This window comes from Kibdelosporangium philippinense (genome assembly GCF_021390435.2).
Classification (GTDB): Bacteria; Actinomycetota; Actinomycetes; order Mycobacteriales; family Pseudonocardiaceae; genus Kibdelosporangium; species Kibdelosporangium philippinense.
The window spans coordinates 1,649,498-1,664,249 of sequence record NZ_JAJVCN010000002.1 but is presented as its reverse complement, the minus strand read 5'-3'; the positions used below and the strand labels follow the sequence as shown (position 1 = coordinate 1,664,249).

Genomic DNA, 14,752 nt, shown 5'->3' with positions numbered 1-14,752 from the left:
TGCCCGCCGTACGGCCGCAGCACCGCATCACCGAGGTGCGCGCCACGAGCATCGGTCGCGACCATCCACCCGGTGTCGTGGTGCCGAGAGGTCTCCACCCGCACCGAATCCTCATGCGTGACACTGACCGTCGGCTCTTCAAGGACCTTGAGCAGCTTGCGGCTCAAGGGATCGGCCTTGATCGTGACGGCACGCACCGGCCCGCCCTTGACCTCAATTCGGTCGCCTTCACCGGTGAGCACCTTGGCCAGGTCCAGTTCCCGCCACCCGGTCCGCCCGATGAGCTGGCGCAGACCATCCGGTCGCAACTGTGGCCTGTGGATGTCACGCGAGTCAGTCGTGCCGGAACCGTCAGCGAGGGATCGCACCTGCGCGGCTAGTTGTGGTGCGGCGAACGGACGCGCGACGATGACCGCATTCCCAGCGGCTGGCCGCAGGTTCCAGTCCTTGCGCCACGCCCACAGCGAACCGAGTTTCGAGCGGATCGGGTTCTGCGTCAGATCCGGCTCTGTCCGCGTGACCGTCTCGTCCTGGGTAACCACTGAGCGCACGGCGCCATTGAGCGTGAAGCTGGTTCGCCAGGCACCGCCGTAGGTTTCCGGCGACAGGCCGGAGATCAGCCTGCCCGGGAGCTTGCGGTAGACCCCGGCACGCGCGTACGGGAAGACGTCCGCGGAGATGTTCAGATTGTGCAGAAAGCGGTTGAGGGGCTGTTCGGGCGCTTGGGCGGCGGTGACGCGTGCAACGGTCGCCTCGGACACCTCGGCGAGCAGGTCGATGGCACCGGTGATCCCCACGAGTGGGGCGGTCGCGTTGCCCGGGGTGCCACGCTGGCCGACGAGCGAGATCGGGCCGCCCACGGCGAGTCCCTCGATCTGCCAGCCTTCGCCGTCCTTCGATTCCCGGCGGGTGACGACCTCCCCACTGTTTGGCCGCCCAGTGACCGTGTCGAGGAAGGTGCCGTTGTCCAGCGTGGCGTTCAGCACGACGAGCTGTTCGACCTTGCCGAACGGCGTGTCAGCGGGCACATAGATCCGCAGCCCGCCGTTGAGCATGGCGTCCAGTGCGGGACCGAACCGTTCGGTGGCCAACAGCGGGCCGAGGAAGTCGTCGACCGTCTGCCGTTGGATGTCCTTGAAGTTCTCGGTGGTGCGGTCGGTGAGATCGGCCCCGCCGAATCCGACAGTCCTTCTGGCCCACAGCCAGGCCTTGCGGACAGCTTGGTCGACGTCGTCGAGCCTGCGTGCTGCCCAGCCCGCCCGCTTGCGGTGCTGGCTCATGTCGTACTCGACGAGCCTGCTCCGCAGCTCATCGACCAGTTTCTCGACCGCCGTGGGGTCGTAGAGTTCGACGTCGCCGCGGCCGTGCCCGACATCGTGCACCGGCATCAGGACCGGCTGTTGCGCGGTGTCAGCGGCCGTTTCCCGCGCGCCGTCCTTCTCCTCAGCGTCCGGCCCGCCCGGCTTTTGCTGACCGGCGTCCGGCTCGCTTCGCATTTCCTCGCTACGGGCCTGCGCTTCAGCCTTCCGCTGTTGTGCCTCGTAGCGTTGCCTGTCCTCGGGGTCCAACCGCGTCACGTCAGCCTGGCCGAGAACACCGATCTGGTGGATCTCGCTCGCCGGTACCCACACCGTCGCCGCGTCGGACACCTGTGTCCACTTTGTACGGCTTACCGGGGTGCCTTTGTGCCGGTAGCCGAAGAAGTCCGCCCACTGCCGCCACACCGAGGTCTTGACCTCGTGGGTGGCGTCGTAGGTCACCAGGTAGCCGCGCTCGGTGAACTCGCCTTCCTCGGTGGTCTTCGTGGACGTGCTGTCCTCGCGGCTGGTCTGATGCGCGATCTCCATATCCAATTCGGTGATGAACCCACCGAAGAGCCATTTCGTCGCGAAGTCGGCGATCACCAGCTCGGTTCCCAGCACCGCACCGGCAGTGTCCTTGCGGCTCGTGTTCGACCCGGTCCGCACCGCACCCGCCGACCGGAAGACGTGCGATTCGTCCCGGTCGACGATGCGCGGATTGCTCAGCGTGGTGCTCAGCTCCACCTCGCCGTGCTGACCGCGTCCGCCGACCACCCCACCGGTGTTGAAGTTCCCTACGGTGACCTTGTCCCGCCACAGCGTGGTCCGGCCGAAGCGAGCGAACCGGGCACCGACGCTGGCGAAACTCTCCAGTGCGGCAAGCGGTTGGCCCCGCCTGGCGAAGTCGTGCGAATCCCTGCCGATGAACGGCACCTTGAGATAGCGCCAGAAGGTCTCGGACAGCTGCAACATCCCGGTCGCCGTCGACAGCAGCTTTGGCACCGGCTTGAGCTGCTCGATGTCGGCGTGCACGGGCAAGTGCCCGTGGCGCTGTGGCGCCTCCGGCTCGGTGTCCGACCAGGCGGCGTCGGTCTGCTGGCTGGTTCCCCGTGCCGGGGTCGCCTGGGAGTCCACGTGTACGTAGGTGGGTATCTTGCTGTTCCTCGACGAGCCGGAGTCGGTCCATTCGCCGCCGTAACCGATCAGCAGGGTCGTGTCGTAGGTCCAGCGGTGCGCCGGTTTCGGCGCGAACTGATCCGTGCCCGACAGTTCTGCCGACCTGCGGCGTGCCTGCTTCGTGGTGAACCGTGCCGCGATCTCCGGCCACGCCAGAACCGGCAACGCCACGACATAGCCCGAAATCCCAGCCTTCTTGACGGAGCTAGCACGCCTCGCAGTGTCCAATGCGGACATATCGGTGAAGCTCGCGCTCATTTCATGGCCCGTGAGCGCACCCTCGTACTTCCCATTGGCGAGCGGTTTGTCACTGCGGATGAACACGTCGGGATACCTGGCGTCGAGCTGGCTGAGCGGCAGCCGCATGCCGTCACCGCTGTTGGTGATCTCCCTTGCGTACCGGGTGAGGAAATCCCTTACCGCCGCCGCGACCGTCTCCCCGTCTTCACGGGTGAGCTTGCGGTTCAGCTTCAGGACTCCGCCCGCGACCTCGCTGGCGATCATGTCCTGGTTGCCTTGCGGGATGTGGTAACTGGCGTCGACCCGGTCAGGGACCTCGACTCCGGCCTTGGCCGTGTCGATTCCGGGGCCAGCATCGAGCAGGGCAGGTCGCAGGGCGTCGTTGGCGACAAGCCAGACATCGGCCGCACCATCGACCGGATCAAGCTCCTTGCCCGCGACCTGCGTCCTGAACTGGACTGAAACGTTCTCCCGCTCGACCGGAAGGTGCGCGGTTGTCGTTGTCGTGTGTTCGTACCCAGCGGCCTGCGCCGTGACGTTCTCGGTGCCACTCGTCCACCCGAACTCGATCCCGGCACCGAACAGGGGTGTACCACCCATGATCTTGAGGATCTCCGGCCCGTGCGACCGGCTGGTCACGGCTTCACGACCGGTGCCACCGCGCACCGTGTCACTGTGCTGGACGATGCCGTCGGCACGGTCGAACGCGAACGCCTCCCGAGGACCTTGCGGATCGGCCAGCATCACGTTGATCCGCTTGGCGCTCTTGAACAAACCGCCCGGATGCCACCGGACCCGCTTGAACTCAAAGGACTTCGACGCCATCTGCCCCTTGAAAAGGCCATGCGCGTTGTCCTGCAACGAGTTCAACCAATTGGTCAGGTCAGTGACGGCCGGATCGCCAGCGACAAAACCAACCTCACGCTCGATCTGGCGCAAGATCTCGCCCGTGCCACTGAACTCGGCATGCGCGACACTGTGCGTCCCGTTCCAGAACTCCTTCGCCGTGACCGGGATCTCCCGCGGGACTTCCCAGCGCAGCACCCCGTTCGCCGTGACCTCGGCGGTCTCGTTGCGCCCGAGGCTCTTCGCGACCGTGATCTCGTAACGAATCTGGTTGCCGGTCAGGTGAGTTTCCTCGACATTGCGCACGACTTGTGTCTTGCCATCGCTGCCGGTATGAGCGCTGTAGGTGACCGAGTTGCTGTTGACGATCCCCTTAATCTTCGCGACAAACATGCCGAACGAGAACGGCGCACGCCATTCGCCCGGCCCCGACGCACCCCGGCCCGGCCCACTGGACTGGACTGTCCGTGTGGTGGTCGAATCGCTCGCCACAGCCTGGTCCGCGACGATGTCGCGCGACTGCCACCCGGACAGACCGACCGCGCGCACCACCACCTCGATGACCCGCACGCCACCGAGCTGCAGCCGGTGACCGCCTTCCAAGGCCGCACCGAACTTCGCGGCAAGGTTCGCGTCGGAGAACTCGGTGTCGATCAGCTTGCGCCAGTTCGGATCCTTCGGGCCGGTCCCGGTGAGCTCTCGGATCTTGTGACGCAGTGCTTCGCCGTCAGTGACCTTGACCGCCTTCGGCCGCAAACGCTTGGCACGAAGGAGCTCGTCGGTCGTGTCGGGAGCCGGTCGGGTGTCGGCCGTCCGCTGGTCCGGCGTATCCACAGCGGTCGACGGGCCAGCCTGGTTTCGCTCATCCGTATTGACTACGAACCGGACGTTGGCCGTCCGGCTGAACCACTGGCCTCGCAACGGCTGGCCCGAAGGCGTGGACTTCTCGTTCACGTGCGCAGGACCGCTGCGCGACAACACCAACCAGCCCTTGCCATGGTCGATCGTCAGATCCCGGACCGGTGGACCGCCACCAGCAGTGACGAGGCCGAAGTTCACCCTGTCCTTCGGCGCGTGCACGCGGCCTCGGAAGGTCTGTGGCAACGCCGCCATGAACCGGTCGGCCCATGTGGCCGCGTCACACACCATCAGGCTGATGTCGTCACGCATCCATCGGCTGTACCCGTCGGAGTCCGCCAGCAGCCGGGCCAGCTCGCTGGGATCCATCGTCCAGTTCTCGAGGCCATTGACCGTGACCTCGACCATGTCGCCGCGGCCGTGTGCGTCGACCACGAAACCGCGGCCGTCAAAGCCGCCTGCCCTGGCGAATTCTTCTACCGCACCAGCCTCGCGTTGGACGAACGAAGCGCCGACGATTTTGTTCCTGGATTTTCGCAGAGTGGTGATCGACACATGTGCCGGATCGATCGTGTCCGGTCTCCTGTCGGGACGCATCGCGGAATACCGCTGGCGGATCGAGTCCGGCTGCAACGCCCACAAAGCGGTGGCGATCTGGTCGAGCGAGAACCCGCCGTTGAAGAGATTGGCCACCAGCATGGCGATTTCCCGCTGATCGGATGTCCGCCACTGGTGAACTGGGTCAAAACCGTGTTCCAGCAACAGCATCGGCAGGATCGTGTAGACGTTCAACCTGCCGTTGCCATCGTTGAAGTAGTGCAGCACATGCAGGTTACGCACAGCCCGCGCGATCGCCAGCAAACGATCGCGATCACCCTGGGCGACGCTCAGATCCGTACGCAGGTTGTGGAACACCTCATCGATCAACTGATCCAGCAGTGCCGGGGAGAAGTTCCGCTGGAGCCTGAGCTCACCTTGGTTGTCGGCCACCACTATCAACAGCGGCTGCCTGTTGGGGGCAACCCGGCTGGGGTACCCGACTACTGGCCGTCCACCCAGAGTCTCGCGGAGCAGGTCATCGGCAGGAGCGCGCGCTGCCAGACTGAACTCGGCCTTCCGGCCAGTCCTGTACTCCTCGACAGTGTGTGCCGCGAATTCCCCCTGCACGTTGCGCGTGAGGCTGTGGTGGAGTTGTTTGTACAGTGAGGAGGTCAAATCCCTGCTGGTTTTATCACGTCGCTCAAGAATCGATTCGTACACGCTCTCGAGCGCTGCCTTGAAGCCAGGCGATTCCTGACGGTCGTACAGCAGCCCCGGATCCTCCAGACCCCTGAGAGCGCGCTCTTCGGCGGTCTCAACGTCCCTCGCACCGAGGAACACCCGGTACCAGTGATCACGCGGGACCACATCGGTCAGGGAGCGAGCCGGGCGCCGTGGCGAGCGTTCGGGTGGTGGAGCGAGCCGAGCAAGGATCGTGCGACCGACGTGTTGAGCGTCCCAATCATCGTTGCCCTGCTGTGGCGCGGCGCGGCGCGTCCTTACCTCCGTGATCTGGGGAGACTGCACAGGTTGAGCGGTTCGCTGTGGCGGCGGCGCGATCCGGTCACGCACCAGGATGGAGGCTTCCCGACGCTGCTGTTTGGTCAGTTGTTCGTCACGGCCCTCCGACCGATACGTGATGTCGATGGGCACATTGCGAAGCCGGATCGAGGCCACTGCCGCCTGCACCCTCGGACCCAGCTCGCGATGCAAATACCGGGCGCGCTGTTCACCGGTTTCCATGGCCCGCTGGGCGCGCTGCTTGCCGGATTTCCCGTTGCCACGGCCGACGATCTCGACCGTCAACGGCCGCCCTTCGCTCGCAACGCGGGCAATTTCACGGGCGATGTCATCGAGCTGCGCGAGCTTTACCGGGCCCAGTTCCTTGTCGCCGTTGCCGAACTGAACCTGGTAGGAGCGGATGAGCTCTGGCTGCTGCACAGCCGTCGGCGAGAGGTCGACTGGCAATTGCGTTGACCCACGGGTGAACCACTGGCCTGGTACGGGTTTGCCGATGGGCGTGTGGCGCTCGACTACCTGTGACTCGTTGCCGTCGGACGACAACACAAGCCAGCCTTGGCCGCCTTCGATCGTCAGATCCCGTACCTCACGACCGCGGTCATCGGCACGAAGCCCGTAACTCACCTTTCCGGACGGCGCACGCAGCTTGCCAGAGAAACTTCCCGGAAGCGCCGCGAAGAACTCACGACCCATCGACTCCGCATCACACACCAACAGCGTGATGTTCTGGGTGTCGAGCATCGACTGGCGGTAAACGTCCGATTCAGTGAGCATGCGCGCCACCTTGGCGGCTTCCATCGTCCAGTTCTCACCACCGACGGAGACCTGGATCCGGCCGTTGTTCCCATGCGCGTCAACAACAAAACCCTGGCCTGCGAAGCCGTCCGCACGAGCGAACTCCCGCACCGCTTCCGTCTCACTGTGCGCGAAGGAAACACCGATGCGCCTCCCGCTGGAGTCCCGCAACTCCTGCATCCGAATCTGCGAAGGATCAATCGACCGTACCTTTGTGTCTTGGCCATAGGCTACGTAGCGCTTCGCCCCTGACGACTCTTTGGGTGCGACCTTCGCAGGCGGGTTGGAGGCCGGATTTTCCTTGGCGCGACGCAGGACATCGGCAGCAATGCCCATGGCCTTGGCCGCATCTTCCGTGACGGCGAACTCGACAGAGCCGTTAACGACCTGAGGACGTCCGTCACTTGTGGTCACCGTGAACGCAACAGGCGTGTACAAGTGGTATGCGCCCGTCAGACGACGCAACCAAGCACGGTGCTCAGTCGAGCGGGTGTAGGACCCCGGGTCGACGCCATACGTGACATCCACGCCCACCCCGGCACGCGGTCCCAGCCGAACCTCACCACCAGTGTCGGGGATGGGAATCGGCGCGTTCAGCGTGAAATCGAAGGCATACCGGGTATTGGCGCCAATCTGGTTGCTGACGTTCGTCGTGCCGTGGTCGTAGTGCTCGAATTCGCCTGGCGGCACGTAATAGATCTGCCGCACCGGGCCCAGCTTCGCTTTGACGTTCATGCCACGGCTGAGTTTGACCTGACCATCGGAAGTGTGGACGGCCGTGAAGTCCGCGCCTGAGCCGGACAGCATCTCCCTGAACCGGGACAGCAAAGTCTCCCGGTTGAGCACAACGTCCTTCTCGGAGTTCAGCTTTCCTGGCGACACCGACCTGCCGGCCTTGTCCGCGCGGGCGATCCTGTCGAGGGCGTCGAGCGCCTGCACGCCGTGGACGACAACATCTCTCGGCAGCTCGTTTGGCGGTCTGCCCGGCCACGTGTGCGGTCGGTTGTCGCCGACAGTGGTGCCATCAGTCGGGAAGTGCCCCGTACGGTTCTCCCGCACGACACCGTACTTGACGTTCCTGGCCCGCCTGAAGGATGCCAGGTCAGTCAAGGACGGGATCTCGCGGAGCGTGTAGGTGAACTCGAATGCCTGGTCGAACCCGGACGTGCCCTTCGGCCGGTTGCCGTCCATGGTCAGCAGGTTCGTGCTGACGACAGTCCCCTTTTCCTTGGTTCGCAGGCGACTGAAGATCGCCAGGAAGTTCGGTGCCGGAGTCTGCTCGGCAATACCGAAACCAGGACCGCCGCCGACGCTCTGCATGGTGGCTTTGTTCTTGCGCTTGCGAACCTGCCGCATGATGTTGGCACGGGTGTAGAGCTTCAGGCCACCGCCCTTCGAGTCGCCAACGTGTTTGGCCTCGCCGATCGGCTTCGCTTTGATGACCAGTCGGTAGTCGCGCCCGGCCGCGTTCAGCTGCCAGCCGTGCCCACCATCGGCCATCTGCGGCAGGCGGCTCGACAAACCCGTGAGCAACGGTGCGACCGCGTTCTCCAAGTCAGCACCACCCAGTTCCCGCGCGTCGTGGGAGAGCTGACGTCCCAACGGTCCTTCACCGATGGGATCAACCCATACCCCGCTCCACAGCCGGCCGTCGCGCAGACTCCACGGGGCCTTCCTGACCACCTCGGCGTCCTTTGTAGACGCATTGGCGAGCAGTCCGTGCGGGTCGTCGAAGGAAGAGCGATCTCCTGCGAGCACATCGGTCTTCGAGACGAACAGAACCACTTCGCCAGGCGTGGTCACCTGTGTACCGTCCTGCAACGTCACGGTGTTCTGGACAGCCGTCCGGACCACGTACATGTCCTCGGTGTCGCTCAGCGACCGGAACAATCCCTCGGTACGCCCACCGCCCTCACTTTCGCCGCTGCCCCACGACTGGCCGAACGTCCCATCGGCGTGGTCGCGCGTCTGGCCAGTGCGATAACCGCCATTGGCGCGGTATCCCCAGTTCGAACTGTCGTCCTGCTCCCAGTCCATGCCGGCCTGCACCTCCTGCATGAACTCGCTGTAGAGGTTTTTCCCCGTGCCCTCCAACGCCTTGAGGATCTGCGGCTTGCCGACCGGAATCGCCTTGAGCGTGCCGTTCTGCGGACCGATGTGAATCGCCGCACCTGAGGCGAGAATCCGCGTCAGGTTCGTCTGGTAGGCGGTTGTGGTGACCCCCGACCACACGTTGTTCTGAATACGAAGCCGTTCCTGGGCCTGGGCTTCGGGCGGGTTGTGAACCTTCACCCCGAGGTTCAGCTGTTCGACAACTCGCGGGTCCGGCGGCGCGCTGGGTTCGGTGTCTCCGCCGTCATTGATCATCCTATCCGGTGAACCAGACATCTCATTGATCAATGCCTGCTGCAGCAGAGCCATGCCTCGCACGGCAATCGGCGCGCGAGCCACCATGCCGACCAACGGTGACGTGGCATCAGGCGGAAGGCTTCCCAGCGGCCCAGCAGCCTTGTGCGGTGCGCGGTCGCTAAGCGTGTCCGCCTGCCACACCCGCACGTGCCCGTCGATCGGCCGGTGAACGACATCCGTGCCACCGTCGTGCTCTGTCCACGTGTAACTGACAGGCAGGTCGAACAGCGAAGTCGGGCCTTCGGTGCGGGCGTACGCCATGATCGACGAGGAAGACGTCTCACCAGTGTGGTTCTGCCTGCGAGTGCCATACGTGCCACCGCCAACGCCACCGAATGGTTGGTCGGTGGCCGATGGGCCGTCCTCGTCGGCGTCAGCGTCTCCGGTAGTGCCCAGTTCAACGCCGCCCACATGCGTCACAGCGTCCATACGGCGCGACGAAAGCTGGTCAAGCTGGATGAATACGTTGACCGGCATCGGATGGTCGCTCCGTTGGAACTCACCGGTTCCGGTGACCTTCGCCGACAAGCCGATTGTCACTTCATTGCCGGACTCGTAACGGAACACCAGCGGCACACCAGGTTGGCCGAGAGCACCACCCATCAAGTCGTCGATCCGCCGGGTCAGGTACGTGGCTGACAGCTGCTCGACCACCATGCGCCAATTGCTGTACAGCACCCCCGGCTTGTTCAGCTCGACCCCGGTGGGTGACATTGCCTGCAGCTTCTGCCATGGACTCTGCTGAGCGGTACCAAGGGCCTCGATCGGAAGCAGCTCGCGCTCGACCATGCGCGTCACGACCTGGTTGTAGAGTTCGTCCACACCGGTCAGGTCCTTGACCGTGCCGTGACCGATGCCGTTGTCGGCGTTCAGCTGAGGCGACCACCAAACTCTCTTCGGTTGAGCGGCCTTGTCATCCGCAGACGGGCCGGCCTTCTTGCCCGCGTTGTCCACTCCGGACGATTCCGCTTGCTCAGTGAACTCGCTGGTGCGGACTCGTACGTGGGCGAATCCCTTGACCGTCGTTGTGCCGTGGTAACCTGAACCTTTTGGCTCTTCGCCTTCTGCTTCGCCGCGCGACGTCTCCCGCGTGTCCTGCCCGCGCCTCACCAGACTGCTGATTTTGTGCGGAAGGGAATCCTTCCGCCCGCCGGTCAACAGCGCGGCCTTGTCGTCCCGGCCCCAGTCAGCCTCAAGGGTGAAATCGGAGTTGACCTTCACTACCTTGGTTTCGTCAGCGGCTCGCATCGCTCTGAGCAGCCACCCTGTCTGGCCTCGGGTAGAAGGCGTGCTGCCAAACCGGGTCTGTGCGTATCGCACAGCGGCATCGAGCACGCTGAGCAGAACCCTGAGGCGACCGGTGGTGTTGAAGCGGCCACCGATCCTGGTCTCCCTGGTCGCGGATGTGCGGTAGACCGTCTGGCTGAGCTGGTCGAACTTGACGTTCTCTGTCGGTATTCCGATGTCCTCAAGCGAGTTCGCCACAGCCGTCAACGCGATGTTCAGGTACCGGCCGTCCTTGCGCAGTGACAGCCTGGGAACCTCCTGCCAGCCGCGGCCTGGATTGTGTGCGTCGGCCAGTATCGACCCGACCCTGTCGTTGCTCAGGAAGAGCTTGATCTGCTCCTCCCAGAACCGGTAGTTGTCTTCCCCGATCAACTCACGGATGGCCGCGCGCATCCGGTCGACACCGCGGACCAGTTCGACGCCGATGTGTCCTCGGAACAAAGGCAGATCATCCGGCCGGGTCACCTGCCGCAGGTTCGGGTCATTGGTGGGCAGCAGGTGCTTTGGCACCAGCGCGGACATGGTTTCCTTGCGGGGATTACCGTCCTTGTCGGCGAAGGTGAAGTCTTTCCACCGTCCGGATGCCGGTTCGTTGATCCGTGCCGACCACCGCACAGGGACGTCAAGCATCGCGACCTTGTCGTCCGGTTTGAGGTACATGTAGCGGCCTACGGCGGAGCTGGCGCTGTGGGCCACGTTCTTGGTCACCGACACGCCACCGGTCAGCGTCCCGCTCAACGACGCGAACGGGCCAAGGCCGAAGCGAGCGGTCAACCCGAGATCCCCGTACACGGTGGTCGCTCGTGATCTGCCACGGGCGATGTCCACCCCGATGTTGTTGATCCGTTGCTCCAGCTTGCCTTCCGGCACGCTGGCAGTCGTGTTGTGCGTCGGCCGGTCGGGGACCATGGCGGTCAGCTCGATGGTGAACTTGCCCGCGTCGGTGGTGACCTCCAGCTCCATGCCCTCGTCAAGGGCGGCTGTGAACGACCACACGAGTTTGTTGCCGAGTTCAGCTTCGCTGATCTTGGCGTCACCGGGGATGATCCCGTTGAGCCACGTGGTCAGCTCGGCCAGGCTGGTCGGCTGGTTGGCGTACTGCAGGCCAGGTACCAGCCCGCCATGATCAGGCGCACCGTCTTCGACCGGGTCCGGCCTGGCCGGGCGAGTGCCGTCGTACCAGTGGGTGGCGATCGCGGCCCGGATCAACTTCTTCCTGGTTATCTCGGAAGAAAGCTTGTCCAGGTTCTGTGCGCGCCTGGCGAGGTCCGCCAACTCGAGCAGGCTCTGCTCTGTGACCACGTTCTGGCCAAGCAACTCCAGCATCATTGACTGGTAGTCCTCGACACTGGTGAATCCGCGGCTGCGCGCATCGCCGTAGTACGCGCGCCTCGCCGTCATCAAGAGCTCGGCTGTGGCGCGAGTGATGCCTTGGAAGCGCGACTCCAGTTCGAGGACCTCGTTCTGCCGGTTCGGCACACCGTCCACACCGGACTGCCGCGTTGCCGCCGACTTGAAGTACTTGGTCAGCCGCTTTCGCGTGACCTTCACCGTTTTGGCGTCCAGCATGGTGACGGCTTGCACCAAACGCTGGATGTGGTCGTCGGTGACCCGATTGGCCGCTGGGTCGGACACGTCGGTGATCAGCGGCAACAGTGCCGCACGGGGATCTGTTCCACTGAGTTCCCCAGTGTGCTGAGGGTATTTCGCCCGCACGATGGTCAGCAGCCGGTGGACTTGCTTCATCGAGAGGTGCTGCCACGAATCGGGATTGTCGTTGTACAGCGCCTTGGTCTGCAACGCGTGATCGCCGCTCTCGGCCGACAGGTCGGCCTGGAGTTGGTCGACCTGCTCATCGGTCAAGTGCAGTCGCTGCCGCAGGTCGTCCATCGCCTGGACATGTCGTACACCATCGACCGAAACCGTCCCGCGCTCCGCGGCTCGCAACGCCAACGCGGCAAGCTCCTCCGTCTGGGCGTCGGTGACGTTGGTGGCGTTGGGGTCCAAGATGACCTGCACCAGTGGTAGCAGATCGGCGTACACAGACGACCGGTTCAGCGCACCGGCCAGTTCCGGGAACTCGTTGTGGAACAACTCCATCAGACGGTGCATCGCGGCGATGTCGGGCACCACGTCTTGTCGCGACGCCAGTGCGTCGCCAGCAGCGCGCCGGTGGTAGTCCGCTCGTTGCGCCGAGTACTGCCGCCACCGCCCGAGCTCATCCTCGGCAGCCACAGCGACAGCATCTGCCGCTTGCTCCAGTGTTGTTTCGCGGTACGGCGACGCGTGCTGAATTCCCCGGTTGACGGCAGCGACAGTCCGGTCGAGCCGGGTTTTCGCCTCCCACCAAGCCGCACGTGCCTCGTCGGCGTTGGTCAGCCGGTAGTGGAAGTCAGTCTTGTCCGCGTCCAGCCGCGCCTGCAGATTGCGAGCTGCCCCATCGGCACGGTTGTGCTGTCGTTGGGCTTCCGCCGCCCTGTCCTCAGCTTTTCGCACCACGTCCGCCTGCAGATCCGCAAGCCGACCGGTCTCGGCCACCTGTTCCCGCAGTGAGGAGATGTACTCCTGGTTACCGCCTGCCCAAACGGGCCAGTCATCTTCAGCCAATCGCGCTTGCAGTGCCTCTTGCCGCGCCTTGTGCTCGGCGAGCACGCGGACGCGCTCAGCCAAGTCGTAGTTGGCGTCGTCCAGTTCTCGCTTCGCTTCGGCTACGTCGTTGCGGGCCGCACCGATGCGCGAAAGGAAATTGCGCCACGTCGAGTGAACGGCGTGACGTGCTCTCGTGAGCTGAGCTTCCTTGTCACGCCACCGCTTCTCGGCCTGCCGGACACTGTCCTGTGCCTGTTCGACGCCTGAGAGGTCGATCTCGGGCCGGTTCAGTGCCAGACCCACGTCACGAGCGTCAACCCGGATCGCCGCGGATGCCGGGACCGTCACCTCGACAACCGTTTGCCGGCCGTCAACGCGCCTGGTCTCAACGCGATAGTCGACGTCATAGCGCACGAGCGCCGATCGGCCGGACGACCACGCGGTATCGGACATCCCGCCGAGCTCGGGCGCTCGCAGCCGTGCATGCACCTGTACCGGAAGATCGGACAGTGGGTGGCCGGCTCGGAGCATCTGCGGCAGGCTGGTCCGCAGGCTCTCCGCGTCGATACTCTCTGCCGGGTCCACCAGCAGGCCAGTGTCCCGCAACGACGACGCGATGGCCTTGCGTAGCGCGTCGACACCGTGCACCGTCTCGGTGATCACCCCGTCGGGTAGGTGAACACTGTTGGACTTCCACGCCTTGCGGACATCCGTGCTCACGACGATCTCGTGCGGGAATCCACTGTGCGCGTTCTCGACAGAACTATGGTCATCAGCCATCGATCGGTACTGGACGGACTGCTGGACAAGCGGGGGAGCCGACTCCGTCATGCCGTCGGGCGACACCGCGACGAGTTCGAAGTCAACCTGCGTCCGGAATCGCGCGACAACGGCCGGACCGTCGTTGCTGACCGAATCGAACGTCGTCTCCCCCGCCTTGGCATGCAGGACAAACCGGCCGCCAGCCAATGCCGCGCCGCCGTCGAACGCGCTGTCCATCAGCTGTTTCGCGGCTAGGGCTGAGGTTTCGCTGTGCAGCTGTCGTAAGGTCGTCCGTGCGGCATGCCGTTCCGCGTCCGATATGTAGCCCGCCCGAAGGAAAGTCACCAGGCCTGAAAGATCAGGCAATTGCTCATATGTCCCCCGGCCGATCGAGCGCGGCGCGCCAGGCTGGTTGTGCAGTGGCGATGTCAGGCTGAGACCAGGCCAGTGCGGCGTTCGTGCTGGCAGCGGCGGCATCAGTGGCGGCGTACCGATGGTCCGCGCCTGCTGTTCGCTGACAGTCAGGAAAGCCGCGCCAGGCAGTACGAGCCGGTCCGACTCCGAATGCGACTGTCCAATGTGGTTGGTCTCGGCAACGATGTCGACCAGCACGTCCGCCTGTACCAGCAAACCGCCAGAATCACCGGCCGCGACAATCCTGGGGTTCACCAGCCGCGCTCGGGCTCCCACCGCGCCTGAGGTCACATTCGAACGCAGGTTCTTCACCTGCACTCCCGCGCGCACGAGTTGCGCGAAGTTCTCCCGGGTGAACAGTGCGTCGATAGCCGCCCGAGCGGGAGTGTCCTCGTGCGTAAGGGAATCTGTGCCAAGCGAAGCACGTTCGAGGGTGGCAAGGGCGGCCGCGTGGATGTGGTCGAATCCGACAATGGCCTCGACTCGATCCCATGTGGTCACCGCCTCCGCTGGTT

1 protein-coding gene (only partly in view) is annotated in these 14,752 nt (G+C 64.5%); it reads right to left on the bottom strand.

This entire window lies inside a single protein-coding gene on the bottom strand: locus LWC34_RS26610, encoding a phospholipase D-like domain-containing protein (RefSeq protein WP_233727866.1). The 63,504-nt coding sequence extends 25,285 nt beyond the window's left edge and 23,467 nt beyond its right edge, so the window shows coding positions 23,468–38,219 — codons 7,823 (partial) to 12,740 (partial); the first complete codon in reading order (the gene reads right to left) occupies nucleotides 14,748–14,750. Both codon boundaries (start and stop) fall beyond the window edges.